Annotated in this window: 26 protein-coding genes and 1 tRNA gene; 12 read left to right on the top strand and 15 right to left on the bottom strand. The window is 68.2% G+C overall.

The window, feature by feature from the left end; genetic code table 11:
- Positions 1-7: 7 nt before the first annotated feature.
- Both E0H50_RS36700 and E0H50_RS36695 read right to left on the bottom strand, forming a co-directional pair.
- Entirely contained in the window at positions 8-1345 is a 1338-nt protein-coding gene (locus E0H50_RS36700) for a serine/threonine-protein kinase (RefSeq protein WP_238151615.1), read from the bottom strand.
- Between the two features lie 89 nt (positions 1346-1434).
- Positions 1435-2121, bottom strand: a complete 687-nt coding sequence (locus E0H50_RS36695; protein ID WP_131295636.1) for a hypothetical protein — start codon at positions 2119-2121, stop codon at positions 1435-1437.
- Positions 2122-2401: 280 nt separating this feature from the next.
- Between E0H50_RS36695 and E0H50_RS36690 the strand changes: the two genes are divergently transcribed.
- Both E0H50_RS36690 and E0H50_RS36685 read left to right on the top strand, forming a co-directional pair.
- Positions 2402-3295, top strand: a complete 894-nt coding sequence (locus E0H50_RS36690) for an ABC transporter ATP-binding protein (protein WP_131295634.1) — start codon at positions 2402-2404, stop codon at positions 3293-3295.
- Positions 3292-4878, top strand: a complete 1587-nt coding sequence (locus tag E0H50_RS36685; RefSeq protein WP_131295632.1) for an ABC transporter permease — start codon at positions 3292-3294, stop codon at positions 4876-4878. The genes E0H50_RS36690 and E0H50_RS36685 overlap by 4 nt, the downstream gene beginning before the upstream one ends.
- A 3-nt stretch (positions 4879-4881) precedes the next feature.
- On the opposite strand, the gene E0H50_RS36680 is transcribed toward E0H50_RS36685, so the two are convergent.
- Positions 4882-5142 carry a hypothetical protein gene (locus E0H50_RS36680; protein WP_131295630.1) on the bottom strand — a complete coding sequence of 87 codons (261 nt, stop codon included), beginning with the start codon at positions 5140-5142 and terminating at the stop codon, positions 4882-4884.
- 166 nt (positions 5143-5308) lie between these two features.
- Here E0H50_RS36680 and E0H50_RS36675 point away from each other — a divergent pair, with 166 nt between their 5' ends.
- From E0H50_RS36675 to pflA, 3 genes are all read left to right on the top strand, one after another.
- Positions 5309-6064: a ribosome hibernation promotion factor gene (locus E0H50_RS36675; protein ID WP_131295628.1), complete on the top strand. Its 756-nt coding sequence runs from the start codon at positions 5309-5311 to the stop codon at positions 6062-6064.
- A 95-nt stretch (positions 6065-6159) separates the two neighbouring features.
- Positions 6160-8418, top strand: a complete 2259-nt coding sequence (pflB, locus tag E0H50_RS36670; protein ID WP_131295626.1) for a formate C-acetyltransferase — start codon at positions 6160-6162, stop codon at positions 8416-8418.
- A gap of 2 nt (positions 8419-8420) precedes the next feature.
- The gene (pflA, locus tag E0H50_RS36665; RefSeq protein WP_131295625.1) at positions 8421-9194 is read left to right on the top strand and encodes a pyruvate formate-lyase-activating protein; all 774 of its coding nucleotides are present in this window, start codon (positions 8421-8423) and stop codon (positions 9192-9194) included.
- Between the two features lie 366 nt (positions 9195-9560).
- On the opposite strand, the gene E0H50_RS36660 is transcribed toward pflA, so the two are convergent.
- The 3 genes from E0H50_RS36660 to E0H50_RS36650 all read right to left on the bottom strand — a co-directional run bounded on the left by E0H50_RS36660 (position 9561) and on the right by E0H50_RS36650 (position 11058).
- On the bottom strand, positions 9561-10112 hold the full coding sequence (locus E0H50_RS36660; protein ID WP_131295624.1) for a PIN domain-containing protein: 552 nt from the start codon (positions 10110-10112) through the stop codon (positions 9561-9563).
- A gap of 1 nt (position 10113) precedes the next feature.
- Positions 10114-10572, bottom strand: coding sequence for a helix-turn-helix domain-containing protein (locus E0H50_RS36655; RefSeq protein ID WP_131295623.1), 459 nt, complete (start codon positions 10570-10572; stop codon positions 10114-10116).
- A 216-nt stretch (positions 10573-10788) separates the two neighbouring features.
- Positions 10789-11058 (bottom strand): hypothetical protein, encoded by a 270-nt coding sequence (locus tag E0H50_RS36650; protein WP_131295622.1) that lies wholly within the window; start codon positions 11056-11058, stop codon positions 10789-10791.
- A 255-nt stretch (positions 11059-11313) separates the two neighbouring features.
- On the opposite strand from E0H50_RS36650, the gene E0H50_RS36645 reads away from it, so the two are divergent.
- Entirely contained in the window at positions 11314-11574 is a 261-nt protein-coding gene (locus tag E0H50_RS36645; RefSeq protein WP_131295621.1) for a hypothetical protein, read from the top strand.
- Between the two features lie 29 nt (positions 11575-11603).
- Positions 11604-11795, top strand: coding sequence for a helix-turn-helix domain-containing protein (locus tag E0H50_RS36640; protein WP_131295620.1), 192 nt, complete (start codon positions 11604-11606; stop codon positions 11793-11795).
- Here E0H50_RS36640 and E0H50_RS36635 read toward each other — a convergent pair.
- From E0H50_RS36635 to E0H50_RS36615, 5 genes are all read right to left on the bottom strand, one after another.
- Complete coding sequence (locus E0H50_RS36635; protein ID WP_131295619.1) at positions 11767-12471, bottom strand: hypothetical protein; 705 nt, start codon at positions 12469-12471, stop codon at positions 11767-11769. The genes E0H50_RS36640 and E0H50_RS36635 overlap by 29 nt on opposite strands.
- Complete coding sequence (locus E0H50_RS36630) at positions 12464-13318, bottom strand: hypothetical protein (protein WP_131295618.1); 855 nt, start codon at positions 13316-13318, stop codon at positions 12464-12466. The genes E0H50_RS36635 and E0H50_RS36630 overlap by 8 nt, the downstream gene beginning before the upstream one ends.
- A gap of 22 nt (positions 13319-13340) precedes the next feature.
- Positions 13341-13619 (bottom strand): hypothetical protein, encoded by a 279-nt coding sequence (locus E0H50_RS36625; RefSeq protein WP_131295617.1) that lies wholly within the window; start codon positions 13617-13619, stop codon positions 13341-13343.
- A gap of 65 nt (positions 13620-13684) precedes the next feature.
- Complete coding sequence (locus E0H50_RS36620) at positions 13685-14587, bottom strand: 1-aminocyclopropane-1-carboxylate deaminase/D-cysteine desulfhydrase (protein WP_131295616.1); 903 nt, start codon at positions 14585-14587, stop codon at positions 13685-13687.
- A 136-nt stretch (positions 14588-14723) separates the two neighbouring features.
- Positions 14724-14796 (bottom strand) — tRNA-Thr (locus E0H50_RS36615).
- A 27-nt stretch (positions 14797-14823) separates the two neighbouring features.
- On the opposite strand from E0H50_RS36615, the gene E0H50_RS36610 reads away from it, so the two are divergent.
- On the top strand, positions 14824-16032 hold the full coding sequence (locus E0H50_RS36610; RefSeq protein ID WP_337590391.1) for an MFS transporter: 1209 nt from the start codon (positions 14824-14826) through the stop codon (positions 16030-16032).
- Here E0H50_RS36610 and E0H50_RS36605 read toward each other — a convergent pair.
- Entirely contained in the window at positions 15962-17131 is a 1170-nt protein-coding gene (locus E0H50_RS36605; RefSeq protein WP_131295615.1) for an MFS transporter, read from the bottom strand. The two genes, E0H50_RS36610 and E0H50_RS36605, sit on opposite strands and share 71 nt — an antisense overlap.
- Positions 17132-17177: 46 nt before the next feature.
- Here E0H50_RS36605 and E0H50_RS36600 point away from each other — a divergent pair, with 46 nt between their 5' ends.
- The 3 genes from E0H50_RS36600 (at position 17178) to E0H50_RS36590 (ending at position 19684) form a co-directional block, all read left to right on the top strand.
- Entirely contained in the window at positions 17178-18548 is a 1371-nt protein-coding gene (locus tag E0H50_RS36600) for a pyridoxal phosphate-dependent decarboxylase family protein (RefSeq protein ID WP_131295614.1), read from the top strand.
- Between the two features lie 69 nt (positions 18549-18617).
- Positions 18618-18914: a DUF4287 domain-containing protein gene (locus E0H50_RS36595; RefSeq protein ID WP_131295613.1), complete on the top strand. Its 297-nt coding sequence runs from the start codon at positions 18618-18620 to the stop codon at positions 18912-18914.
- 29 nt (positions 18915-18943) lie between these two features.
- Positions 18944-19684, top strand: a complete 741-nt coding sequence (locus tag E0H50_RS36590; protein ID WP_131295612.1) for a TrmH family RNA methyltransferase — start codon at positions 18944-18946, stop codon at positions 19682-19684.
- A 10-nt stretch (positions 19685-19694) separates the two neighbouring features.
- On the opposite strand, the gene E0H50_RS36585 is transcribed toward E0H50_RS36590, so the two are convergent.
- A complete protein-coding gene (locus E0H50_RS36585; RefSeq protein ID WP_131295611.1) occupies positions 19695-20327 on the bottom strand; it encodes a SecDF P1 head subdomain-containing protein in 633 nt (210 codons plus the stop codon).
- A 9-nt stretch (positions 20328-20336) separates the two neighbouring features.
- Positions 20337-21236 carry a GIY-YIG nuclease family protein gene (locus tag E0H50_RS36580; protein ID WP_131295610.1) on the bottom strand — a complete coding sequence of 300 codons (900 nt, stop codon included), beginning with the start codon at positions 21234-21236 and terminating at the stop codon, positions 20337-20339.
- 172 nt (positions 21237-21408) lie between these two features.
- Here E0H50_RS36580 and E0H50_RS36575 point away from each other — a divergent pair, with 172 nt between their 5' ends.
- On the top strand, positions 21409-24429 hold the full coding sequence (locus E0H50_RS36575) for a PQQ-dependent sugar dehydrogenase (RefSeq protein ID WP_131295609.1): 3021 nt from the start codon (positions 21409-21411) through the stop codon (positions 24427-24429).
- A gap of 563 nt (positions 24430-24992) precedes the next feature.
- On the opposite strand, the gene E0H50_RS36570 is transcribed toward E0H50_RS36575, so the two are convergent.
- A complete protein-coding gene (locus tag E0H50_RS36570) occupies positions 24993-25859 on the bottom strand; it encodes an MBL fold metallo-hydrolase (RefSeq protein WP_165547425.1) in 867 nt (288 codons plus the stop codon).
- Between the last annotated feature and the right edge of the window lie 208 nt (positions 25860-26067).

The following is a 26067-nucleotide window of genomic DNA, read 5'->3' as shown; positions in this document are numbered from 1 at the left end:
CTGGCGATTACGGGGTCGGGGTGGATGACGGTGAGGGGGTGTTGGTGGTCTTCGGGGTCGGCGAGGGGGAGGGAGTCGATGTCGGTGTCGACGACGGGGTGGGGGACGTCGACGTCTTGGTTGGGGTCGGGGAAGGCGTCGGTGTTGGTGTTGGTGTGGGTGTCGGCGTGGGAGTTGGTGTGGGTGTGGTCGGGGTGGGGCTCGGGGTGTCCGAAGGTGTGGTGGACGGGGTGATCCGCGTCGTTTCGCCGCCCTGCGTGGGCTCGGTGGCGGTTGGTGCGGTCGTCGGTGCAGGGGCCGGGGCGCTGGTACTAGGGCGTGGGCCGACGTCGACAGTGGGCGGCAGGTTGTCTCCGGCGTTGCGCAGGACGATGCCGGCCGCGATCGCGCCGGCCAGGACGAGTACGGCAGCGGCGGCGATCAGGAGCGATTTTCTGCGGCCGGCCGGCTGAACGACCAGTGGGACGGTGCCCGGCTCGTCCGGTGGTTCGGCGGGGAGCGGGACCGTGGGAAACAGCTCTGCCGCGAGGGACATGACCGTGAGTTGTTCAGCCGTCGGACGGTCGTCTGGCGCCTTTGCGAGCATCCGCAGCAGTACGCCGTCGTAGGCGCCGGCCAGCTCCGGACGGAGCTGAGCGGGCGGGATCGGTGGTGTGTCGACGTGCTGGTAGAGCACCGCGGTCGGGTGGTCGCCGACGAACGGCGGACGCCCGGTGACCAACTGGTACAGCACGCAGCCCAGCGCGTACACGTCCGACTCCGGGCCGCCGTGCAGACCTCTGGCGCGCTCGGGCGACAGGTAGTGCGGGCTACCGAGGATCTCCCCGGTGACCGTCAGCTCCTTGGTCTCGGCCCCGGGCAGATGGGCGATCCCGAAGTCCGCGACCTTCACGGTGCCGTCGGCCGCGACCAGCAGGTTGCTGGGCTTGATGTCACGGTGTACGACGTTCTGCGCGTGCGCGGCGGCAAGCCCGGCCGCGGCCTGCTCGACGATCGTGATCGCGCGCTCCCACGGCAGCGAGCCGCTCTCGGCCAGCTCCGCCGCGACCGACCGGCCCTCGACGAGCTCCATCACCAGGTAGAACGTGCCGTCGTACTGCCCGAAGTCGTACACGGCCACGATGTGCGGATCGGTCAGCCGCGCGGCGGCCCGCGCCTCCCGCTGGAACCGCTCCACCGCCGAGGTGTTCTCCCCCGACCGGAGCATCAGCTTGACCGCGACCTCGCGCCCCAGCGTCTCGTCCGTCGCCCGGTAGACCTCCCCCATGCCGCCCCGCCCCAAGGACGCGCCCAACCGGTACCGCTCCGCGACCAGCATCCCACTCCCGTACCCCTGCCGTTCCACCGGCAACCGCACTCCATGACCCGACCGCCAGGCTATCCCCCAGATCAACCCACACCTGACCTGGGCGAAAGAGCGCCGAGCTTCGTTCGTCAGCGGCTCACGGTGATGCTGTGGATCGGTGAGCCCGGGAGGTCCCGCTCGTGGCGGGCGGCGAAGGAGAGCCTGACCTGCTCGCCGCCAGGAGTGACGTAGGTGAAGGCGATCTCGGTTCCGTAGCCGCCGGTCTGGTTTGCCGCGCCGTAGACGACGCCGAGGTCGGTTGCCGTCGTGTTCCAGGTCAGACCCATCGGCAGCGAACCCTGGTAGGCGCTGAAGCTGGTCTCCCCGGCTGGGTAGCCGAGCGCGGATTCGTCGTTGTAGAGAGTCACGGCTGTGACAGTGCCCGAACTGTCGGCGGTGAGTTGGAACCCTCGCGAGTGAACGTTGGCGTCGGTCCCCGGATCACCCCAGTCGGTGCCGAGGTCCTCGGCGTACGCCGCGAGGCCGGGATCCGTCCACAGGTTGCGGCCCAGCGCCCATTGCCAGATCTCCCCGCTGGGTACAGCCGGATCGGGAGAGTGCGAGTACGTCGGGCCGACCGTCGTCGGTGTCGGCCCGGGCCTCGGACCGTCGCCGCCGACGGTGAGTGCGGCCCCCACGAACACGGCGAGCAGGGCCACCGCCGCGAGTGCGACCGCGACGAACGGCCACGCCTTTCGCGGGTTCGGCGGTCCGCCCGGACCAGTGCTACCGGCAGGCGAACCGGTACCTGAACCTGGGTACTTCGGGATGGTCATGGTCTGTCTCCCCCCGGGCCCCGCGCGTGCCGGTCGCACCCGCCGGAGCCGATCGATATCTCGCCCCGAGCTTCGCGCGGTCGACGAATCCGGAGCAGGGCCGACCGGCTCCGGATCGGGGCGCCGGCCGGCGGGTCGGCGGCGGGCCCGGGACCCGAAGGTCCCGGCGGGATCGGGACCAAGCGCCCTTGCCGGTGCCCGGGGCGCCGCGGATCGTCGTACTGGACGGCTGTTCACCGACTGGGGAGGCCCCGATGCCGCGTTGTGTGGGACGACACCGATGACGTCCGCGATCTCGCTGACCGGTCTGGTCAAGACCTTCGGGACGACCAGGGCCCTGGACGAGCTCGACCTCGACGTACGAACCGGCGAGGTCCACGGCTTCCTCGGACCGAACGGCTCGGGTAAGACCACCACGATCCGGGTTCTGCTCGGGTTGCTGCGCGCCGACGCCGGGACGGTCCGTCTCCTCGGCGGCGATCCGTGGGCCGACGGCGTCGCACTGCGCGCGCGGCTCGCGTACGTGCCGGGCGACGTCACCTTGTGGCCGGCGATCACCGGAGGCGAGGTGATCGATCTGATGGCCCGGTTACGCGGCGGGCTCGACCGGCGCCGCCGTGACGACCTCCTGGAGCGGTTCGACCTCGACCCGCGGAAGAAGGCCTCGACCTATTCCAAGGGCAACCGGCAGAAGGTCGGCCTGATCGCCGCGCTGACGTCCGACGCCGAGTTGCTGCTGCTGGACGAGCCGACGTCCGGCCTGGATCCGCTGATGGAGGCGGAGTTCCAGCGGTGCATCGAGGAGGTGAAGGCCGAGGGCCGGACCGTTCTGTTGTCCAGTCACATCCTCGCCGAGGTCGAGGCGCTGTGCGACCGGGTCAGCATCATCCGGCTCGGCAGGATCGTCGAGTCCGGCACGTTGACCGAACTCCGGCACCTGACCCGGACGTCGATCTCGGTCGAGACCTTCCGCCCGCTGGACGGCATCACCGGGCTGACCGGCATTCACGACCTCACCGTCGACGGCAGGCACGCGGTGTTCGACGTGGACACCGCGCACCTGGACGAGGCGGTGCGGCACCTGTCCGGCCTCGGCGTACGAAGCCTCACCAGCACGCCGCCGACCCTGGAGGAACTGTTCCTGCGCCACTACGACGGCGCGGACAAGTCGTGACCACCACCGCGGGCGCAGGCATCTTGGTGCGCTTCATGCTGCGGCAGGAGCGTCGCGGCCTCCCCTGGTGGCTGATCGGCTCCGGACTGCTGGTCGGCTACCAGTCGGTCGGCAGCCAGGACCTGTACGGCACCCCGGAAGCTCTCGCCAAGCTGCGGGCGACCATGACCGGCAACGCCGCGCTGCTCGCGATGAGCGGGCCCGAGCGGCTGCTCGACACGATCGGCGGCGAGGTCGTCTTCGAGATCTTCGGGTTCCTCGCGATCCTCGTCGGCCTGATGAACATGTTCCTGGTCGGCCGGCACACCCGTACCGACGAGGAGACCGGCCGCGGAGAGCTGATCAGATCGACCCGGACGGGCCGCCACGCTCCCCTGGTCGCCGCGCTGTGCGTGGCAGGCATCGCCGACCTCGCCGTCGCGATCGTGGTCTTCGGGGCCGCCGCCGGCACCGGGTTGCCGGTGGCCGGATCGGTCCTGCTCGGCGCCGCGGCCGCCGGTGCCGGGATCGCCTTCGCCGCGATGACCGCGGTGGCGGTGCAGGTGTTCGAGAATCCCCGGTCGGTGTACGGCGCTGTCGGCATCGCGATCGGTACGGCGTTCGTGCTGCGCGCGGCCGGTGACATCGGCAACCCGGTCTGGTCGTGGCTGTCCCCGATCGGCTGGGGACAACGCACCTTCCCGTACGCGGGCGACCGGTGGTGGCCGCTGGTGCTCCCGCTCGCGGCCGGCGCCGTACTCGTGCGCGTCGCCCTGATCCTGCTGGACCGGCGTGACTTCGGCGACGGCCTGTTGCCCTACCGGCCGGGCCGCGCGACCGCTTCGTGGGCGTTGCGATCGCCGATCGGGCTCGGTTGGCGCCTCCAGCGCGGCTCGATCATCGGCTGGACCGCGGGGCTGCTGGTGCTCGGCATCGCCTACGGCTCGTTCGCCGACTCCGTCGAGGAGTACGTCGCCGACAACCCGGAGATCGCGCAGTACCTGCCCGGAGGTGCGGCCGAGGTCGTCAACTCGTACCTCGCTCTGGTGATCCTGATCAGCGCGCTGCTCGCCGGAGCGTCAGCAGTGGCCGGAGCGATGCGGGCCCGGCACGAGGAGACGTCCGGACGCGCCGAACCGGTGCTTGCGACCCGGGTCAGCCGCCGGGCGTGGCTCGGCGGCCACGTCACCGTCACGCTCGCAGGAAGCGCGGTGGCTGTCGCCGCGGCCGGACTTGGGCACGGACTCGCCTACGGCATCGCGATCTCCGACCCAGCCCAGGCCCTCCGCCTGGCCGGCGTCGCTCTCGTCCAACTACCCGCGGTATGGCTTCTCGTCGCGGTCGCCGTCCTGGCCATCGGATGGCTTCCCCGCGCCGCGGCCTCGGTCGCCTGGACCTTCGTCGGGTACTGCGCGGTGGTCGCCATGTTCGCCGATTCCTTCAACCTGCCCGACTGGAGCCGGCAGGCGTCGCCCTTCGTCCACCTCCCGCAGGCCCCGCTCGACACCGTCACCGCACCGCCGCTCCTCATCATGAGCGCGCTCGCCGCCGCGGTACTCACCGCCGGCTTCGCAGGCCTGGCGCGCCGCGACTTCGGTTACTGACAGTCAGGCGGTGGCGAGGCTGCGTGCCGACAGGCCGGCGCCGATGAGCGTGGTCAGGTCGGCGCGAACGCTGGACTTGGTGACGCGCAGGAGGTCTTCACAGCCGTAACCCTGGCGACGCAGACGGTGCCCGGTCGTGAACACCAGCCGAAGCACCCGGCCGGGCGCGACAGAACCGGCGTACTCGAGCGACAACTGCTCCGCGAGGTGCCGCAGGCGGGTCTGCAGTGCGACGGTGTCCTTGGGGTCCACGAGAGTTCTCACGCCAGCTATGGAACGCCGTCTCCCGACCGTCAGGTCAGGGTCCAAAGTCCCGAAACACCGGGCCCTGTCCCGGGTGAAGGTCCGGTTCCCGAGTGACACAGGACCCTTCTGTGGATGCGTCCGAGACGGAGGCTGGTAGTGGCAGCCAACTCTCAGGAGGGTTCGAATGACCACGCAACCGAACGATGTCCCGATCCAGTACACGGCGCGGGGTACCGTTCCACGCGGCGCCGCCGCCTACGCGCTCCGACGGATCGAGCAGGTGCTCGCGAAGGTCTCCGCCCGGGTCCTGCACGTACACGTCACGCTCACCTACGAGCCGAACCCGGCGCTCGAGCACCCCGCCCGCGCCGAGGTGTCCGTCGACGTGAACGGTACGCCGGTGCGCGCCCGCGTCGACGCCACCGAACTCCAGGAGGCAGCCGATCTCGTCGTGGACCGCCTGCAGCGCCAACTGATCCAGCTCCGTGCCCGGACCCGCACGCGGCACCGATGGCTTGCCGTCGCCACCGAGCACGAATGGCGGCACGGCGGCGCACCGGAACCGCCACGACCGGTCTCCGGCGATCGCCCGGTGATCCGGCGCAAGACCTTCGCCCTCGAACCGCTGACGCCCGACGAGGCGGCCTATGAGATGGACCTGCTCGACCACAACTTCTACCTCTTCACCGGGACCGACGGCGCGGACGCGCTGACGTACCGCACGGACGACGACGGATACGCCGTGCTCGGCCCCACCGGCGTCCCGGTGCTCACCCTCGCGGAAGCCAGGGAACGCCTCCGTGCCGGGCACGAACCGTTCGTGTTCTACCGCGACCCGGACCGGCGCCGTGGCCATGTCCTCTACGTGCGCCACGACTCCCGGCTCGGCCTGATCCTGCCGTCGTCGACCTCGACGACGCTCCCGGGGCGCGGCTGGTGACCGATGGACGCGACGGTGGGTCTTTCGGCTCTACGGGCGGTGGGTCGCTGTCGCGGAGTCTGAATCCGACAGCTGACGACAACGGGTGAGAGGTCATGACTGACACCATCGAGCAACAGCCCAGGACAGACGAGGCGTGGCGGTCCTTCGGAGGGAGCAGGTGGCGGGAGCACATCGACGTACCCGATTTCATTCGGCACAACTTCACCCCGTACCTGGGTGACAGCTCTTTCCTGCTGCCGGCCACCGACCGGACGCTGCGGGTGTGGTCCACCGTGTCCGCGTTGTTCCCGGCCGAGCGCGAGCGCGGCATTCTGGACGTCGACGCGGTCACGCCCTCGACGATCACCAGCCACCAGCCGGGCTACATCGACCGCGACGCCGAGGTGATCGTCGGTCTGCAGACCGACGCCCCGCTCCGGCGGGCGATCATGCCGTACGGCGGGTTGCGGATGGTGGAGGACAGCCTGCAGGCGTACGGCCGTGAGCTCGATCCATCGGTACGGCGGATCTTCAGCACCTACCGCAAGACCCACAACGACGGTGTGTTCGACGCGTACACCCCGCAGATCCGCGCGGCCCGCAAGGCGGCGATCATCACCGGTCTGCCCGACGGGTACGGCCGCGGCCGGATCATCGGCGACTACCGCCGCGTCCCGCTGTACGGCGTCGCACGGCTGATCGGGGAACGCGAGCAGATCAAGGCCGCGCTCGACGAGCGGCGCTCGACCGCCGACGTGATCCGGGACCGCGAGGAGCTGTCGGAGCAGATCAGGGCGCTGCGGGAACTGGCCGAGATGGCCGCCTCCTACGGTTTCGACGTGATGCGCCCCGCGGCCACCGCACGCGAGGCCGTCCAGTGGCTGTACCTGGCCTACCTCGCCGCCACCAAGGAACAGAACGGCGCCGCGATGTCGCTCGGGCGGACGTCGACGTTCCTGGACATCTACCTGCAACGCGACCTGGACGCCGGCGTCATCGACGAGAGCGAAGCGCAGGAGCTCGTCGACCAGCTCGTGGTGAAACTCCGGATCATCCGGTTCCTGCGGACCCCGCAGTACGACGCCCTGTTCTCCGGCGACCCGACCTGGGTGACCGAAAGCATCGGGGGAATCGGCGCGGACGGCCGGCCGCTGGTCACCCGCAGCTCCTTCCGGTTCCTGCAGACGCTGTACAACCTCGGCCCCGCGCCCGAACCGAACCTGACCGTGCTGTGGTCACCGGAGCTGCCGGCCGGGTTCAAGGAATTCGCTGCCCAGGTCTCGCTCGACACCAGCTCGATCCAGTACGAGAGCGACGAGCTGCTGCGGTCGCGGTACGGCGACGACGCCGCGATCGCCTGCTGCGTCTCGGCCGCGCCGGTCGGCGAGGCGATGCAGTACTTCGGTGCCCGGGTGAACCTCGCCAAGGCGCTGCTGTACGCGATCAACGGCGGCCGCGACGAGATCAGCGGTGCGCAGATCGCCACCGCTGCCCGACCGGTCACCGGCGAGGTCCTGCGGTACGACGACGTACTCGACCGTCTCGGCACCATGATGGACTGGCTCGCGCGAACCTACGTCGACGCGCTCAACGTCATCCACTACATGCACGACAAGTACGCCTACGAACGACTCGAGATGGCGCTGCACCACTACCCGGTGCACCGGACCATGGCGTGCGGCATCGCCGGCCTGTCGGTCACGGCGGACTCGTTGTCCGCGATCAAGCACGCGAAGGTCCGGCCGGTCCGGGACGACCGCGGCCTGGTGGTGGACTATGTCACCGAAGGGGACTTTCCCACCTTCGGCAACGACGACGACCGCGTGGACGACATCGCCGTACACCTGGTGCAGACGTTCATGGCCAAGGTCCGCGCCCAGCACACCTACCGCGGCGCCGAGCCGACCCAGTCCGTCCTGACCATCACCTCGAACGTTGTCTACGGCAAGAACACCGGTAACACCCCGGACGGCCGACGGGCGGGCGAACCGTTCGCACCCGGAGCGAATCCGATGAACGGCCGCGACCACCACGGGATGCTCACCGCCGCGCTCAGCGTCGCCAAGCTGCCGTACGACGACGCGCGCGACGGCATCTCGCTCACGTCGTCGATCACACCGGCCGGACTCGGGCGGACGCGATCCGAGCAGATCGCCAACCTGGCCGGCGTCCTGGACAGCTACATGGACGTCGGCGGGTTCCACCTGAACGTCAACGTGCTGAATCGCGAGACGTTGCTCGACGCAATGGAACATCCGGACAAGTACCCTTCGCTCACCGTTCGCGTGTCCGGGTACGCCGTCAACTTCGTCAGGCTGACCCGCGAACAGCAACTGGACGTCGTGAACCGAACCTTCCACGCCGGGCTCTGACGATGGGCCTGGATGTCGCGCCGGCCACCGCCACGGCCGGCGCGACGTGCTCCGGAGCGGTGCATTCCTGGGACCTGTCCACCGGGGTGGACGGGCCCGGAACCAGGCTGGTTCTGTTCCTCGCGGGCTGCCCGTTGCGGTGCCTGTACTGCCAGAATCCCGATACCTGGTCCGAGCGCGACGGCGCGCGGACGACGGTGCCCGAGGTCATGCAGAAGGTGCAGCGGTACCGGAGAATCCTCGACCGGACCGGCGGCGGGCTCACCGTCTCCGGTGGTGAGCCACTGCTGCAGCCGAAGTTCACCGCGGCCGTCTTCAAGGCCTGCCAGGAGGACGGCGTGTCAACCGTCCTCGACACGTCCGGGGCGCTCGGCGCCAGGGCGACCGACGACCTGCTGCTCGACACCGATCTGGTGCTGCTCGACATCAAGTCGTTCGTACCCGCGACGTACGCGCAGGTGACCGGAGGCGGTGACGTCGCTCCGACGCTCCGGTTCGCCCGGAGACTGGCCGGCCTCGAGCGCCGGATCTGGATCCGGTTCGTCCTCGTCCCCGGTCTCAACGACGCACCCGGGAACCTCGCGCCGCTGGCGGACTTCGTCGCCGGCCTGGGGACCGTGGAGCGGGTCGACGTACTCCCCTTCCACACCCTGGCGATCCCGAAGTACCAGGAGCTCGGCCTCACCTTCCCGCTCACCGGCCACCCCACACCCACCCCCGAACAAACCGCCGCCGCCCGCCACCACTTCGCAACCCGCGGCCTCACCGTCACCTGACCAGAGGGTTCGACTGCACCAAGAGGCAGTGGCGGCGAAAAGACCCGGACGTCGATCACGGTTTGGGCCCGACTTGCCGCCATATGACTCGACGTGCGGCGTCAGAGGCATCAACGTTGGCGATCGCGTGGTCGTAGTCGTTGATGGGTACCCGCATATCCGAGTTGCGGGTGTCCGCCGAGCCGGGCCTCTTACGAGACCGTCGGTGCCAACCGGGCGCCGGATGGCGGTGCTGCTGGCAAGCGCTGGAGCACCCATCCCCCGGAGTGCCACCTGCGCGTGCCGGAGACCCAGGTGCCCGGTCGGGCGCGGGATCACCCCATCGGCAGTCTCGATCAGCTGCGGTCTGCAAGTTCGACCGAGCGATCAGGCACGTAGAGTGGCGACGCTTCCGAGCAGACCGACATGCTCGAGGGACGTGAGAACATCATCGACGCTGCCTGGGGGGTTCTGCCAGGCGTCGGCCATCCGCTGCACCTGGGCGTAGACCGCCTGCTGATTCAGGTCGATGAGATCGAGCACGAAGTCGTCAGCGCTTCGAGCTTCGACGTTCCACGGCGCCAGCTTCTCCTGGGGAAAATCCTTTAGATTGTCTGTCACGATCATTTGCGCACGGGCCTTGATCGCTGCGGCGAGGACATGCCGGTCATCGGGATCCGGTAGGTCCAGGATCTCAGTGAGAGGTTCGTAGTCAGTGACCAGGACATCCCGGATAGCTCGGTTCATCAACTCACGCGTGCGATCGAGCTTAGCGGGATCGAGATCGGTCCTGTTGAGCTTGAGGTTCCGGAAAGTCTCGTCGAGGATCTCGTCGGTCCACTTCGCCTCAACAAGACCAGCCTGCGCGACCCGGATTAGCAGATCGCGCAGGCTGTTGGGATAGAGAACGTTGGCGTCGTATACGACGATGAACGACACGTCAGTACAGGCCCATGTCCCGGTTGAGCGCAGTCAGCTCATCGGCGACCTCGCGACGCTCATGATCGTCCTTGCGCTTATAGTCCATCAGGGAATCGGCTCGTACACGGCGATGCGTCCCCACCTTGCGATACTCGATTGCTCCGGCATCCAAGAGGCCAATAAGGTAGGGCCGAGAGACGTTCAGCATGGATGCCGCCTGTTGGGTTGTCAGCTCAGCGTGGGCAGGGACCACCGAGACGGCTTGGCCGGCGGCCATGTGCGCAAGGATCTTGGCCAGAAGCTCCATAGCGCTCCGCGGAACAGCCAAGGTGTCGTCAGGATCGCCGCCGACCACCACGCGAATATCGCTCTCCTCGGCGTGACTGGCCAAGTAGCGCTTGACTCGCCGCATGGCGATATCTGCGGAATGAACCTGGGCGGCGTCTGGCCGCGCGGCGGCTAGTTCTGCGGGGCTCATAACTAACTCCTCCTGTGATCGATCGCCGGTGCTCATCGGTGGTCGACAACTGAAGTATCCGCAATAAACGCAGCAACCGCAACCCTGCGTGGCCTGGGTGAGCCTGAACTGTCACCCAGTGTCTATGGCATCACGCACCGTAGCAGCGTCAAGGTAACCTTGACGCCGGCATACGGGCGTATCGGCACCGCGCCGATCAGCTGCCTTACCTCAGGTTCAAACCATGCTGACACTAATTACAAGCCCACGCCTGGCGGCTTTCGTGTCGGTGTCGGCGTTCGGGTCATTCGTCGTGAGTTTGGGTTCACCTGACGTGCGATCCGTCAGGTTGATGATCGTGTACGCCGCGGTGGCGCTTCTGCCTCCCTCGGACAGCGTCGCCTGGGGCGCCAGGATCACGTAGTCCCCGGCGGTGGTGTACGCCGCGAACGGAAGCAGGAGGAACAGCCCGATTCCGGCGACGAAAACTCCGATGACGCGCTTCATGCGGACCCCCTCACAGCCCGAGAACGACTCTCGTTCCCCGACTCCCGCGGCGTGGTCGAACCCTCTTCCATTCGGAGCGCCTAAGTGACCGGTGAATACAGATCTGCGGACTGATGTCCGCGACGTAGTCGCTGAGGCTCACGTGGCGACGATCGTGTTGCGAATCGATCGTTTCTCAACACCCTCGCCGAAGCGGCGGCAGTGTCGACTCCCGACAGCGACAGCGAGCCAGTCGGTACGGGGATCGAGTGGGGTATGCCCGCGTCTCGACCAAGAAGCAGGACCTGCACCGCCAGGTCCACACCCTCACCAGCTACGGCATCCCGGCAGGGCCGGCTGCGGCTGCGGGCTGGCGACGTCGTCGTCCTGTCCGAGCTCCAGCTGTTCACCGACCTCACCGACGCCGGGATCCACGTAAACGTGGTCGGCGGGCCGATCCCATTCGACACCCGCAAACCCAGACCGGCCACCGAGATGGCCAAGGCGTCGCTGCTGTCCTCGGTCAAGTCGAGCTGATCTACAAGCAGGAGCGGTCGCGTCGGCCCATGAGTCCGGCAAGACCGCGCTCCCGGCCCCGCAAGCTCACGCCCCAGCTCGAAGACAATCTGGCCGGCGAGTTCTCCGCCGGGACGCCGGCCGACGAACTCGCCGCGAAGTACGGCGTTTCGCGCGCGACGGCGTACCGGATCGCTGTACGGGCGACGCTGCCTAGCTCCCTAAGGTGCCGTGGCGCTTGAGGATACGTTTCGCGTCGCGGCGAATTTCGGCGTCTGGGTAGTCGCTGGCGATCTGGGAACAGAGTTCGGCGTCGCCAGGTTCCCAGACTCTGCCGATAATGCGCAGAGCGCCGGTGATGCGGTAGTCTTCCCAGCGGCCGAGATCGGTGCGCGCGATGGCGCGCGCGAACTCGGCGACGGTCGGCTGCTTGATCTTGATCAAGGAGTCGAACCAGTACGCGCGGAGATCCTCGTGGTCGTCGCCTTCTGCCGCGAAGGTGGGTTCGTCGCAGAATTCCAGGACAAAGTCGAGATCCGTCGCTCTGGTCCCGTACTTGTAGGCATGTGCGGTGTCACGGATCAGGTCGCGGACTCTGAGGCCTTGGTCGCCTGCCCGCCACAGCGTGACGGCTTGGCGCGCGATGGCGGTCAGCAGGTCGTGCACGGCCTTCCGTTGATAGGAACCGTGCAGCCCGAGAACGAGCGCGTCGAGTACGTCGGGTTTCGGCTGAGACTCCACGACCGCTCGGCATCGCGCGAGCATCCAGTCTGCTGGCTCGATGACCCAGTCGTCGCCGAAGTGCTCGTCGTCGTCAAGGTCGACCTGTAGCGCTTTCGCGAGATACTGCTCGGCCTCGACGTACTCGGGGTCGTAGTCGGTATAGGCGAGAAACGCCTCGTAATGGCTGTTATCCATGGGCCGGGCTCAGCGTCGGTTCGAGGCGGACCAGGCCCTCGGGCAGTGCGTCGGCCCATTCAGCCATCTCAGCGGTGACCCGGAACATCATCGCCGCGATGAACGGTTGAGCCTGCTCATCCGAGCCGGTGCCGAACGATTCCAGGCGCCAGTCTCGCCAGTGGGCGTGCAGGACGTCGTACACCTCGTTGATCTGAGCGCGGGTGAACCGGCTGGGCACCACGCATAACTGCCGTGGCAGTTTCGGCGACAGCTGCCGGATCACCGCGTCCACATCGGTGGCAGCGACGACCAACACTTCCTGCTCCGGGGAGGATCGGAAGATCGCCAGGTGGACGATCGGTCCGGACGACTCGCGGTCGCGGAGGTCAACGTCCAGCTCGACCACGTCGTGCCGCCAGCCACCGGGCGGCGGCGGGCACGGCGGGTCCCTTCGAACTGCACCCGCCTCCCGAGCAGGGATCTCAGCCGACAGGACCTCGACCTCGATGCTCTCGTCGCCCCAGATTCCAACCACCGAGACGCCCAGACCTCGGTTCGCTGCGATGCCGGCAGCGACTGCCTCGCCATCTGCCCCGATCAACCGAACCGACCGATCTGACTTCCAGCCCGGTGCTTTCCACGTCAAATCATGCACGCGGGCCAAGTCCAACCAGTCACCGTCCGCCCCGGCCACGAACCGTCCCCACGTCCGAACCCTGTCCCCCACCCCGAACACCAAATCCCTCGCCGCCATATCTACATGCTGCTCCGCCAGAACTCTCTCGGCATCCCCCACGCCCGGCGCGCGCGCCGTGATCCATGCCCCGCTCAGCCAACTCCAATGCCGCGAAGCTACGTGCGCCATGACTCATGTTGGGGCACATGTCTTACTGGTCCGGAATCAAGTAGTCGTCATGATTCGCGTAACACACCACAGCCGCGCATCGCTCAGCGATGGTCGGGCGCGCTCCATCTCGATGTTCGCTCCAAACCTCGATGACATCCAGTGCGGTGTAGACGTCCAGGAGGTAGTCCAATCCGTCTAACGGAGCTGTCGAATGCGGATCCTGTTGGACGCGGGCTTCCGAATCGACCGTCCATGGCTTGGCCGCGTAGATCGTATGTTCGCGGTTGAATTCTGCGAGCCGTTCGATGACTTCACCCAACGTCATTTCCTACCCCCAGATCTTGAATCCGCGACTGGCGCCTCGACTGGCTCGAAGGCTGACCGTCAGATCTCTGGAACCTCGCCAGATCCGCTGATCAAGGCAACAATCGTCGTACCTCTCGGGAACGCGTTGCGAGCCACCTGGTCGAACACTGCGTACATCATCTTCGCTTCGTACACCCAGTCCAGTCTCAGCCCGTGCCGCACTTCGAAGTCGTCGATGAACTCGCCGAGCTCAGGCGTCCGCTTCGCGTAGCCACCAAAGTGGTAGTCACATTCGAGCCGCCACGACCCTCTCCGAGCGCCGTACACCTGCTCTTGCAGCCCAGCGATCTCGCCCTCAAGGAATGCGCCACCCTTCAAGACCGGAACGCCGATCACGACCTGGTCAGTCCGCACACCGGCGGCCACACCTGCGAGCGTTCCGCCGGTACCGGCCGCACAGAACACAACGTCGACCGAGGCATCCAGCTCCGCCGGCAACTCTGCACATCCCCGGACCGCGTCCGCGTTGCTACCACCCTCAGGAATCAGATAGAAGTCGCCGAACTCCTCACGCAGCGCCTCGAGCACAACGTCCGTGGCCTTCGCCCGGTACGTCGTACGGTCCATGTACATCAGCCGCATACCGCGCGAGACGGCGTACCGCAGCGACGAGTTGAGCGGCAGATGCTCCTCACCCCGGACCACACCGATCGTGCTGAAGCCGCAGTACGACCCGACCGCCGCAGTCGCCCGAAGGTGATTCGAATACGCCCCGCCAAACGTCAACAGCGTCTCGAACCCCAACTCCCGAGCAGTCGCGACGTTGTACCTCAACTTCCGCCATTTGTTGCCGGGCACTTCCGGATGAATCAGATCATCCCGCTTCAGCAGAACCCGCACCCCCGCAGCGGTCAGCCGGTCATCGTCGATCTCAACAACCGGCGACGGCAACCGCAGCTCCGCAAGCAGCCCATCCTCCACCACGCCAGCATGACACGGCACCGACGACCGCCACGATTCTCGAGGGCGCCGGGCAGACGCCGCGAGAGGTCGCCGACCAGCTCGGCCATGCCCAGACCTCCAGGAGCATGCCCGAGGGTATATGCCCAGGTCAGAGAGCCGGTGACGGGATTCGAACCCGTAACCCCCGCTTTACAAGAGCGGTGCGCTGCCAGTTGCGCCACACCGGCCGGTGTGCGGATACATACTAGAGGATTGTGTGGGGGGTGCTGCGGGGGTCGGGGGCGTTTGGGGCTCTTTGGGGGGCTCGGGCGGTCTCTGTGTTGGGGGACTCGCTGGGGTTGGTGGCGTTGCTGCTTTATGTGCAGGCATCGACCGGGGCGGCCATCGCGGTCGCGTTGCTGTTGCTGGCGGGGGACTTTGTGCCGGGGTTGTTCGGGGCGTTCGCGGGGGTAGTGGGCGACCGGTTCGATCTCCGGCGGGTGATGGTGGGGTGCGATCTCGTCCAGGGCGCGCTGACGGTCGCCATGGCCCTCGTTCTGCCGCCACTCGAAGTGTTGCTGGTGATGGTGGCGGTTCGGAGTGTTACGGCGCAGGTGTTTCAGGCGGCTTCGCGGAGCGCCATGCCGGCGTTGGTGCGGGACGATCAGCTCGAGGCGGCGAACTCGGCGCTCGGGGCGGGGACGAGCGGGTTGGAGGCGGTCGGTCCGATCGTCGCGGCGGGGTTGTTCCTGGTCACCGACGTACGCGGGATTCTGCTGGTCGACGCGGCGACGTTCTTCGTGTCCGCTGGTCTGCTCGCCAGGCTGCCGAAGATCCCGCCGACCGAGGCGACCGGCCACAGTGTGCTCAAGGACGCGCGGGACGGGCTCGGGTACATCCTCAGAACGGCCCAGATCCGCGTCATCGGGATCGGGTTCTTCGCCACCGTCGCGTTCAACGGGGTGGACGACGTCGCGATGGTGTTCCTCGCGAAGGACGAGTTGCGCGGGAGCGATTCGGCGGCGGCGACGTTGTACGCCGGGGTGGGCATCGGGCTGATCGTCGGCTTCGCGATCCTGGCGCGGTACGCGGGCCGGCTGACGATGCCGGTCCTCATCCTCCTCGGGTTCGCGGTGAGCAGCGCGGGCAACCTGGTCACCGGCCTCGCGTGGGCGATCTGGGCGGCGCTCGCGCTGCAGGTGATCCGCGGGCTCGGGATCGCGGGCATCGACGTCGGCGTCAACACGTACCTGCAACGCGTCGTACCGCCGCAGCTGCGCAGTCGCGTGTTCGGCAATCTGTACGGCGCGATCGGGCTCGCGGCCGGGATGTCGTACGTGCTCGGCGGCCTGCTCCTCCAGCGCACCGACGCCCGTACGACGTTCGTCACCGCGGGCGTGGGTGGATTGGTCGCTACAGCTGCGACTGCGATCGCACTGCGGCGATCGGGGCGCGAAGAGCGCGAGCCCCCGGTACGGCGATGAGCGCGATCGCGGCCAACACGAGGAACGCCGCCAGCGGGTGATCGACGAGCAGGCCGACGACGACCGCCACGACCAGGCCGCCGAGGTTGCCGGCCATCCAGATCAAGCCGGCCGCGGTGCCTTCGGCTTCTCCGGTACGGCGCTCGACGAGTTCGAGCACGATCGGGAGGGCAGGGAGTAGCACCAGGCCGATCACCGTGATCGCGACGAAGCCGACGACCGCGCCCGGGGCGAGGGCGAGGAGGACACAGGCTGCGGCGGTGACGGTGAGACTGGTGACGAGGAGGCCGGACTCGGCGCGTCGGCGGACGACGAGGATCGGGATGGTCGCGCTGCCGACGACGCCCGCGATGACCTGGAGCAGGAGAATCGTGCTCGCGGTTCCGCCGCCGACGCCGGCTGGTTCGAGGAGCGCCTGGGCGAAGGTGCTCATGGCAACGAAAACGCCGAACGGGAAGATCGCGAGCACGCACAGGCGACGGATCAACGGGTCGCCCCACGCGGCTGCCAACGCACCACGGTCGGGGCTGGTGTGGGGTTCGAGCGGCCCGCGGACGGCGATGGCGAGGACGATTGCTGCCAGTACGCAGAAGGTGGCGCTGAGGGCGAGCATGGCGGGGATGGACGCGGACGTGGTGAAGACGGCGGAGAGGAGGAAGGCGATGACCATGCCGGCGAAGATGCTGGCCGTGCCGATGGCGATGCCTGTCGGGCGATCCTTCTCGGAAAGGTAGCGGCCGGTGATGCCGGTGACGGCGTTCAGGACCAGTGGTTGCGCGATCGACGCGAGGATCTGCCCCGCGAGCAGCCAACCGAAGTCGTCGCCGATCAGCCGCACGACGGCGCCCAGAGCAGTCAGTACGGCGCCCGCGAGCAGCCCGCCGCGGAACCAGCGGTCCAGCACGAGGCCGCACGGGATCGCGAGGACGACGTACAGCAGCGGGAAGACCTGGGCGAGCCACCCGATCGCGCTCTCGGACACGCCGTACCGGGACGCGGCGACAGTGGTGACGCCCGCGAAGTTCAGCCAGACCAGCTGGGTCGCCGCGCCGACCAGGGAATAGCCGACGATCGCCGACCACCGGCTCCGGATTTGCATGGGCGCACTGTACGGCCAGCCGACCTCTCAGGCGTACAAAAGAGGCATGGTTGATTGGGAGGGGCCGCTCAGCGAGGCGTACGAGCGGGCGACGGCGTACCTGCAAGGGCTTCCGGAGCGGCGGGTCGGGCCGCGGGCGAGCTCCAAGGACCTTCACGAGAGGCTCGGCGGGCCGCTGCCGAGCGGGCCGACGGACCCGCGGGACGTAGTCGTGCGGCTCGCGGAGGGGGTCGAGGACGGGCTGCTGCCGAGCGGGAGCGGGCGGTTCTTCGGGTTCGTGTTCGGCGGCGCCACGCCGGCGTCGCTGGCCGCGGACTGGCTCACGACTGCATGGGACCAGAACGCCGGTCTGTACGCCGCATCGCCGGCGGCCGCCGTGGTCGAGGACGTCACCGCGGGCTGGCTGGTCGAGCTCTTCGGGCTGCCGCGCGGTACGTCGGTGGGTTTCGTGACCGGTGCGCAGATGGCGAACTTCACCGGGTTGGCGGCCGCGCGGCACGAGGTACTGCAGCGTGCCGGGTGGGATGTCGAACGGGACGGCCTGATCGGCGCGCCTCCGATCCGCGTGCTGGCCGGGGCGGAGCGGCACGACACGATCGACCGGGCGCTGCGGTTCCTGGGACTGGGGACGAGCTGCATCGTGCCGATCGCGGTCGACGAACAGGGCCGGATGCGCCCGGACGCCCTCGCCGAGGCACTGGCCGACGACGGGCCGCAGATCGTCTGTGCCCAGGTCGGCAACGTGAACACCGGAGCAATTGACCCCATGACCGAGATCTGCGAGCTCGCGCAGCAGGCCTGGGTCCACGTCGACGCCGCCTTCGGCCTCTGGGCGGCGGTCAGCTCGCAGCTGAGCGGGCTGGTCGACGGAATCGAGCTGGCCGACTCGTGGGCGACCGACGCGCACAAGTGGCTCAACGTGCCGTACGACTCGGGCCTCGTCCTGTGCGCGCATCCCGAGGCCCATCGCGCCGCGATGTCGATCCGCGCCGCGTACCTGATCCAGGACGAGAACGGCGAACGCGACCCGCTCGACTTCAACCCGGAGTTCTCGCGGCGGGCCCGGGGCATTCCGGTGTACGCCGCGATTCGGGCGCTCGGCCGTACTGGGATCGCCGAGATCGTCGACCGCTGCCACGCGATGGCGCAACGGTTCGCCGGCATCTTGGCGGCCAACGACGTACGGGTGCTGAACGACGTGGTCCTCAACCAGGTCCTGGTCCGCTTCGGGGATGACGACGCGCTCACCCGGCGCGTGGTCGCGGAGGTCCAGGAGGAGGGCACCTGCTGGATGTCGGGCACCACCTGGCAAGGCCGGGCCGCGATGCGCATCTCGGTCTCCAACTGGACCACCGGACCGGCCGACATCGACCGCGCGGCGGAAACTGTGCTCGCGGTGTTGCGGAAAGTTTCCTGATCGTCGGTGTCGATTTCCGCACGAGCCGCCCGACGCAGGGGTGTACGGAAACCACCCCAGGAGGAAACGATGTCGCTCCAGGCGTACTTGGACAAGATCGAGGAAAAGACCGGAAAGACCCCGCGGGCACTGGTCGACGAGGCCCACCAGCGCGGATATGGCTCGGCCGACGTGAAGGCCGGCACGATCCTCGACTGGCTGAAGGCGGACTACGACCTCGGCCGCGGTCACGGGATGGCGCTGGTGCAGGTGATCAAGAACGGCGCGCAGATCAGCGACAAGCACGTCGGCAGCACCGGCCCGCACGCGGACCCGAGCAACATGCTCTGGCTGGACGGGAAAGCAACGAACCCGGCGTTACGGTAGGCCGACGAACCCGGCGCTACGGTAGGCGGGTGGATTCGAAGAAATCGCCTCGTGACAAGTGGATCACCGTCTACGGGCGCAAACCCGTACTGGAGGCGCTGCACGACCCGAGCCTGTCGGTGGCGAAGGTCGTGCTCGCCGACAACGCGACCGGTCACTCGATGCAGGAGATCCTGCGGGCGGCCGAGCGGTACGGGACGCCGGTCGAGCGGGCGACCGCCAGCCGGGTGAAGTGGCTGGCCGGAAACGGTAAGCACGACCAGGGCGTCGTCGCGGACGTGGACGCGCCCCGGATGACCCCGCTGGAGGAGTTCGTGCGGGCTCGCGGAAAACGGCCGACCAACGTTTTCCTGCTCGACGGCGTGACCAATCCGGGAAACGTCGGAATGATTCTGCGGACCGCGACCGGCGCCGGGTTCGACGGCGTGATCCTCCCCCGGGCCGGTACGCCGCACGTCGGGCCGCTCGTCATCAAGGCGTCGGCCGGCGTCGCGTTCCAGGCGCCGATCGTGAACACGTCGACGGCGAAGGCGGCAGTCGACGTACTGCGGACCGCCGGGTACCACGTGTACGGGCTGTCCGCCCGATCGCAGGACTCGCTGTTCAAGACCGAGCTCGCCCCCCGCGCCGTCTACGTACTCGGCGGCGAGACCAACGGCATTACGGTCGCCACCGACTCCGACCTGCAGATCCCCCTGCACTCAGGCGTCGAGTCCCTGAACGTCGCGGTCGCCGCCGCGGTGGTCGCCTTCGAGGTCACCAACCGCTGATCCGAACAAGTCAGCCGGTGATCTTCTTGGCGAGGGCTTCGGCGGTGGCGCGGGTGTAGCCGCCGGAGATCTGGACCTGGCCGCCGGTGATCTCGGACTGAACGGCCGGGGCGGCGGCCACCTCGCCGTGGATGACGATCGCCAACTGATTCGCCGGGGGCTGCTGCTTGGCGATGCTGCCCGTCAGCTGGCCGAAGAGCTTGGCGCCCTGGGCGTCGAGGGTGAGGTTCACGTACCAGGAGGTGCCCCGGGCCGGGTCGTATCCGGCCTTCACCTCGGACACGTTGCTGCCGTCGAGCTCGACCTTGCCCAGCGTGTAGAGGTTGCCCTGGTCGTCACACGCCGTACCGGCCGGCGACGGGGTCGCGCAGCGGCCGGGCTTCGAGGTGAGTACGCGGCGGAACTCGACGGCCTTGGGATCGGACGGTTTGGTTCGGGCCGGTGGGGTCGACTCGGACACAGCAGCCGGTTTGCCGTCACCGCGATTCATGATCAGGACGAGACCGGTGACGATCAGTACGACGAGCAGCAGCACGAGACCGCCGACGATGAGCACCGGCCCCGCGACCGCTTCGGCGGACCCGGCGCATACGGCGGCGGCCCCGGATAAGGCTGGTTCGGCGGCTGTGTCATGAAAGAACATGCTAGGTAGTCAGGAAGTCACCTTGAGCAGACGCGCGGCCAGTTCGGCGTTGCGCCGGGCGAACGGTCGCCACAGCTCAGGCGTCGCGGCCACCCGCGACCGCGCCGTCGCCTCGCCCACCGCGCGCTGCGTCCACGTGGACATCCGACCGCCTCGCACCTCGAACCGCACGAGTACGCCGTCCGCCCACCCGTACACGTCCGCGTCCCGCGGCTCGAGCCAACTCACCTTCTGCTCGGAACAGATCCACTCGAGCGCCTCGATCTCCCCCTGCACCTTGGCCGCGAACTCGTACCGCAGCTCCCCCGCGGCCCGATCTCGCCGCAGGACCAAGGCATCGCGCAACGCCGCCACCGCGGCCGGGTCACGAGAAAGCACAGCGATCGCCGTCTGCGCCAACGCCTCCCGATCCGCCGGCCCGATGCCGAACAACCGTCCGAACTCCTCCGCCGACCCGTCCCCCGCGACCGTGTACTGCAGCGGCAGCACGCGATGCAGCCCCGAGATCGCCTGCCGGATCCGCAACCCGCCGAGGTAGGGCCCGAAGTACGGCCCGCCGCCGCTGACCGTGTGCTCGAAACGCAAGCCGGGCTTGGATCCGTCGGCGAGCCGGATGTACCCGACGACCTCCGCGCCGCCCTCCATCCGGTTCCAGCGCGGCTTGGACTGTTCGAGCAGATTGCGTTCGAGCCATGCCGCTTCGTGGTCGGAGTCGCACCAGACACCTTCCACGCGGGCGATCCGCCGTACCATCCGCCGCAGATGCGGACGGTCGCCGAGGTTCACCCAGTACGACTGCACGCGACGGCGCAGATTGCGCGCCCGCCCGATGTACAGCACCTTCCCGGCCTCGTCCCGGAAACGATAGACACCGGGCCCCGTCGGCAACTCCCGGACAGTGCGGATCATCAGCCCAGTGTGCCCGGTCCGATCGGTGGAGTGACCGCGCGGTGGATTGTTTGAAACGAATGCTGGCCGGGTCTTGCGCCGCGTCACCGGTGGAGGTCATCCTGACGCGGTCCGAGTGCCCGCAGGGGGTTGTGAGGGGACGGGTACCGGATTTCTGGCCTGGGGGGCTTTTGTGAGGATTCCTGCCCGGTGGCTGCGCTGCGCGCTGTCCACGTTGTGCGTCGTACTGCTGCTGCCGCTGGTCGCGATCACGCCGGCACGCGCTGCTGTCACGCCCACCGGTTTCGGTGAACAGGTGGTGTTCACCGGATTGAACAGTCCGACGAACGTCGCGTTCTCGCCGGACGGCCGGGTGTTCGTCGCCGAGAAGAGCGGCCTGATCAAGGTCTTCGACTCGCTCGACGATCCGACACCGAGTGTGTACGCCGACCTGCGGACCGAGGTGCACAACTACTGGGACCGCGGACTTCTCGGCCTGGCGCTGCATCCGGACTTCCCGACGGATCCACGGATCTACGTCCTGTACACGCACGACGGCCTGATCGGCGGGCCGACGCCGAAGTGGGGTACGCCGGACACCGACGCCGACCCGTGCCCGTCGCCGCCCGGCCCGACCGCTGACGGCTGCCAGGTCAGCGCCCGGGTCTCGGTGCTGAACGCGAACGGCGCGGAGCAGGTGCTCGTCGAGGACTGGTGCCAGCAGTACCCGAGCCACTCGATCGGCTCGATCGAATTCGGCCCGGACGGGTACCTGTACGCCGGCGGTGGCGACGGCGCGAGCTTCAACTACGTCGACTACGGGCAGGACGGCTACACCGCATCCGATACGACGCCTGACAATCCGTGTGCCGACGGTCAGGCGCCGGTCGGCGCGACACTGACCCCGCCCACTGCCGAAGGCGGCGCGCTGCGTGCCCAGGACCTGCGGACCGCGGGCGATCCGGCCACGCTGGACGGCTCGATCATCCGCATCGATCCCGAGACCGGACAGGCCGCGCCGAACAACCCCTTGATCAGCAGCGCCGACCTGAACGCCCGCCGGATCGTCGCCGACGGCCTGCGGAACCCGATGCGGTTCACCTTCCGGCCGGGGACGAACGAGCTGTGGATCGGCGACGTCGGTTACTCGACGTGGGAGGAGATCGACCGCGTCGTCGTACCGACCGCGGGCGTCACCAACTTCGGCTGGCCGTGCTACGAGGGCGCCGCCCGCCAGCCCGGGTACGACGGCGCGAACCTGAACATCTGCGAGAACCTGTACGCCGCGGGCTCGTCCGCGGTCGCGGCGCCGTACTACGCCTACCGGCACGCGGACAAGATCGCCAACACCTGCACCAGCGGCAGCTCGTCGATCTCCGGCCTCTCGTTCTACAAGGGCGGCAACTACCCGGCGGCGTACGACGGGGCGTTGTTCTTCAGCGACTACAGCCGCAAGTGCGTGTGGGCGATGATGAAGGGCAGCAACGGGCTCCCGGATCCCGCGAACATCCAGCTCTTCGCCTCCGGATACGGCGCGACTCGCCTGCAGTCGGGTCCTGGTGGCGACCTCTTCACGGTCGACTACGACGGCGGCCGGATCCTGCGCTACGTCTACAACGGCACGAACAACCCGCCGACCGCCGTCATCCAGGCCGACCCGTCCAGCGGACCGACGCCGTTGACGGTGACGTTCGACGGGACCGCGTCCAACGACGCCGACGGTGATCCGCTCACGTACGCGTGGGATCTCGACGGTGACGGCGTGTACGACGACTCGACGGCCGCGACTGCGCAGCACACGTACACCACCACCGGGACCGTCACCGCGCGATTGCGGGTGTCCGACGGGAAGACGAGCAGTACGACGACCACACAGATCAATGTCGCGAACACGGCGCCGACCGCGACGATCACGGCACCTGGTCCGGCGCTGACCTGGAAGGTTGGCGATGCCATCAACTTCTCCGGGTCAGCGACGGATCCCGAGCAAGGTACATTGCCGCCGTCCGCGTTGACGTGGTCGCTGATCATGCACCACTGCCCGAGCGATTGCCACACGCATACGATCACCTCGCTGACCGGGGCGGCGAGCGGCTCGTTCACGGCGCCGGATCACGAGTATCCGTCGTACCTGGAGCTGAAGCTGACGGCGCGGGACGCGCAGGGGCTGACCGATTCGAAGAGCGTGCGGCTGGACCCGAAGACGGTGAAGACGACGTACGCGACGACGCCGGCCGGTTTGCCGGTGACGGTCTCCGACAAGAGCGGGACGAGTCCGCTCGGCGTGACAACGATCATCGGTTCGAGCGTCTCGGTGGCGACGGATCCGACGCCGAACGCGGCGAACCTGCTGTACCGGTTCGGCCTGTGGTCCGACGGCGGGCCACGTGACCACAACCTCGTCGCACCGGCGACGCCGAAGACGTACACGGCCGCCTTCGGCCTGAAACGTAACCTCGCCCGAGGCCGGCCGGCTGTTGCCTCGAGCGTCTATCTGGCCGGGCGTGAGGCGTCGAAGGCCGTGGACGGTTCGATGAGTACGGCGTGGTCGAGCGCGCGGTCGGATCCGCAGTGGTTCCAGGTCGACCTCGGGTCGGTGCAGGTCGTCAACCGGGTGATGACGAACTGGCTGTCCACGGCGTACGCGAAGTCGTTCCAGATCCAGGTTTCGGGGAGCGGGCGCACCTGGAAGACGGTGGCGTCGAGCGTGGGCGGCGACGGCGGGACGGACAACATCAAGTTCACGGCGAACTACGCGCGGTACGTCCGGCTCGTCATGACGAAGCGGGCTGTTGCCGGGAGCTACTACTCGTTCTGGGAGTTCGGGGTGTTCCAGGACACCGGGCCCGCGACCGGGATCGGCGGCAAGTGCATCGACGTCTACCAGGCGTTGACCGCGGACGGTACGCCGACGACGCTCTACACCTGCAAGGGCTCCGTCAACCAGCAGTGGACACCGTCGACGGTCGACGGCACCATCCGCACGATGGGCAAGTGCTTGTCCGCGCGCGCCACCGCTCTCAACACGCCCGCGGTGTTGTGGACCTGCGACAACTCACCTGGTCAACGTTGGATCCCCCAACCGAACGGCGCCTTCGTCAACGCCGCGGCGAACCTCTGCCTCGACGCGACCGGTGGCTCGTCCGCCAACGGCACCAAGCTGATCCTCAACACCTGCAACAGCGCCCTCAACCAGAAATGGGTCCTCCCGTAATTCGATCGTCGCCCCGGCCGCCAACCGAATGCTCGGCCGCGGCGATCCCCGCGCCACCCGCCTGATCACCTCCCTCCGCACCTGCCTCCACTAGCGGTTGTTTCGCCCGTACCCACCCATCGGGCCGACATCCCCGGCGAGGCTTGCGCGGCGGGTGCGGGTCTGGTTGCCGGCAGCATGTACCGACCAACGGGTAGTGGCACACCAGGAGAGCGAACACAGCGGCGCCAGGCGGACGGGGCGCGGGGCGTTCGGCTCTCGCTGCTCGGCTCCACCGTGACCGACCGCCCCATCAACTCTGGGGGATCATCCAGCTGCCCTGCCGTAGGTGTGGGTGAGTTGCGGGGGCATGAGACAGATTGTCGTGGGCCAGGACCTGGTATTTCTTGTCCGCGGCGCCCAGTACCTGTCTCCCGCCCTCGGCAACCTGTCGGTATGGCGCGCCGGAGCCGCCGCCGAAGTGCTGGGAGCGAGGTGTGGTGGTGCGAGGTGTGGTGGTGCGCGTGCCAGGTGTGGGACGCGGGCGTCGGCGTGGGTGTCAGGTGGTTGGGGGCGCGGGAGGGCTACCCGTTGTCAGGTACGTCGACGGGGTGCCAGGTGTAGGCGGAGCCGTTGCGTTGGACGTGGCCGAGGCCGGGGAACGGGAGGTGGTAGGCGTGGATCAGGAGTTGTTCGTCGGCGGCGCGGGACAGCAGTTGGCGGCGGGTGCTGATCGAGGCGGGCGCGTCCAGATCCCATGGGGTGGCCCAGGCCGGGTTGGTGAGTTGGAGCGGGTCATAGAACGTGTCGCCGACGCAGAGCAGGCGTTCGCCCTGGGACTGCAGGAGGATGGCGGAGTGCCCAGGGGTGTGGCCGGGCGCGGAGAGGGCGTGGACGCCGGGCAGGATCTCGGCGTCGTACTCGAACGGCCGTAGCTTGTCACCGAACAGCCGGATGGTTTCCCGAGCGGCCTCGAGGTGTGGCTGCGCCGATGGGAGGTCGACGGAGCCGGACCAGAACGCGACCTCCGACGCGTGCGCGAACGCGGTCGCCGCGGGGAAGGTCAGCTCACCCGACCAGATCGCGCCGCGCGAATGATCCTGGTGGAGATGCGTGAACACGACCGCGGCCAGGTCGGCCCGCGACAGTCCGGCGGAGGCCATGCCGCCGTCCAGTTGCCCGACGAGCGGCTCGATGTACTCGCCGTACCCGAGGAAACTCGCCCCCAACCCCGTGTCGATCACCGCCGTCCCGTCCGGGGTGCTCACGAACAGGCAGTTGTATCCGCAAGTCAGCGTCGAGCGGCCGTGACTCGCATCCCGCAGTACGTCGTCAGGTACGCCGGACTCAGGTGTGAAGAACTCCTCCAACGGCGGCTCGAACGGCGGCCCCGGCTGACCGTCGCTCACCACCACACACTCCAACCGCCCAACCGAGAACCGATAGATCATCACCCCACCCTCCCACCTGTACGCCGCCCAGACCCTGTCACCTGCCCCCGGCGGGGTGCAGGTGTGCGGTGAACGGTCGTGGTGGGGATAGAAATGGTCACTCCGTGTAGGCAGCTTCAGGGGATTGTCGCAACGCCTGAGTTTGGAGGGTGTTGTGGCGGAGAGGTTGTCGCAGGCGCGGCGGCGGGTGGTGCTGGACTTGTTGAGT

Source organism: Kribbella sindirgiensis (assembly GCF_004331435.1).
GTDB classification, from domain to species: Bacteria; Actinomycetota; Actinomycetes; order Propionibacteriales; family Kribbellaceae; genus Kribbella; species Kribbella sindirgiensis.
The sequence above is the reverse complement of the archived record's forward strand: the minus strand, read 5'-3'. Positions and strand labels throughout refer to the sequence as shown.

What these genes read in the sequence shown, in the direction of transcription:
- E0H50_RS36695 (WP_131295636.1), bottom strand. Translation starts at nt 2,121, where the DNA reads ATGACCATCCCGAAGTACCCAGGTTCAGGTACCGGTTCGCCTGCCGGT.
- E0H50_RS36690 (WP_131295634.1), top strand. Translation starts at nt 2,402, where the DNA reads ATGACGTCCGCGATCTCGCTGACCGGTCTGGTCAAGACCTTCGGGACG.
- E0H50_RS36675 (WP_131295628.1), top strand. Translation starts at nt 5,309, where the DNA reads ATGACCACGCAACCGAACGATGTCCCGATCCAGTACACGGCGCGGGGT.
- pflB (WP_131295626.1), top strand. Translation starts at nt 6,160, where the DNA reads ATGACTGACACCATCGAGCAACAGCCCAGGACAGACGAGGCGTGGCGG.
- pflA (WP_131295625.1), top strand. Translation starts at nt 8,421, where the DNA reads ATGGGCCTGGATGTCGCGCCGGCCACCGCCACGGCCGGCGCGACGTGC.
- E0H50_RS36655 (WP_131295623.1), bottom strand. Translation starts at nt 10,572, where the DNA reads ATGAGCCCCGCAGAACTAGCCGCCGCGCGGCCAGACGCCGCCCAGGTT.
- E0H50_RS36650 (WP_131295622.1), bottom strand. Translation starts at nt 11,058, where the DNA reads ATGAAGCGCGTCATCGGAGTTTTCGTCGCCGGAATCGGGCTGTTCCTC.
- E0H50_RS36645 (WP_131295621.1), top strand. Translation starts at nt 11,314, where the DNA reads ATGCCCGCGTCTCGACCAAGAAGCAGGACCTGCACCGCCAGGTCCACA.
- E0H50_RS36640 (WP_131295620.1), top strand. Translation starts at nt 11,604, where the DNA reads ATGAGTCCGGCAAGACCGCGCTCCCGGCCCCGCAAGCTCACGCCCCAG.
- E0H50_RS36635 (WP_131295619.1), bottom strand. Translation starts at nt 12,471, where the DNA reads ATGGATAACAGCCATTACGAGGCGTTTCTCGCCTATACCGACTACGAC.
- E0H50_RS36630 (WP_131295618.1), bottom strand. Translation starts at nt 13,318, where the DNA reads ATGGCGCACGTAGCTTCGCGGCATTGGAGTTGGCTGAGCGGGGCATGG.
- E0H50_RS36605 (WP_131295615.1), bottom strand. Translation starts at nt 17,131, where the DNA reads ATGCAAATCCGGAGCCGGTGGTCGGCGATCGTCGGCTATTCCCTGGTC.
- E0H50_RS36600 (WP_131295614.1), top strand. Translation starts at nt 17,178, where the DNA reads ATGGTTGATTGGGAGGGGCCGCTCAGCGAGGCGTACGAGCGGGCGACG.
- E0H50_RS36595 (WP_131295613.1), top strand. Translation starts at nt 18,618, where the DNA reads ATGTCGCTCCAGGCGTACTTGGACAAGATCGAGGAAAAGACCGGAAAG.
- E0H50_RS36585 (WP_131295611.1), bottom strand. Translation starts at nt 20,327, where the DNA reads ATGTTCTTTCATGACACAGCCGCCGAACCAGCCTTATCCGGGGCCGCC.
- E0H50_RS36580 (WP_131295610.1), bottom strand. Translation starts at nt 21,236, where the DNA reads ATGATCCGCACTGTCCGGGAGTTGCCGACGGGGCCCGGTGTCTATCGT.
- E0H50_RS36570 (WP_165547425.1), bottom strand. Translation starts at nt 25,859, where the DNA reads ATGATCTATCGGTTCTCGGTTGGGCGGTTGGAGTGTGTGGTGGTGAGC.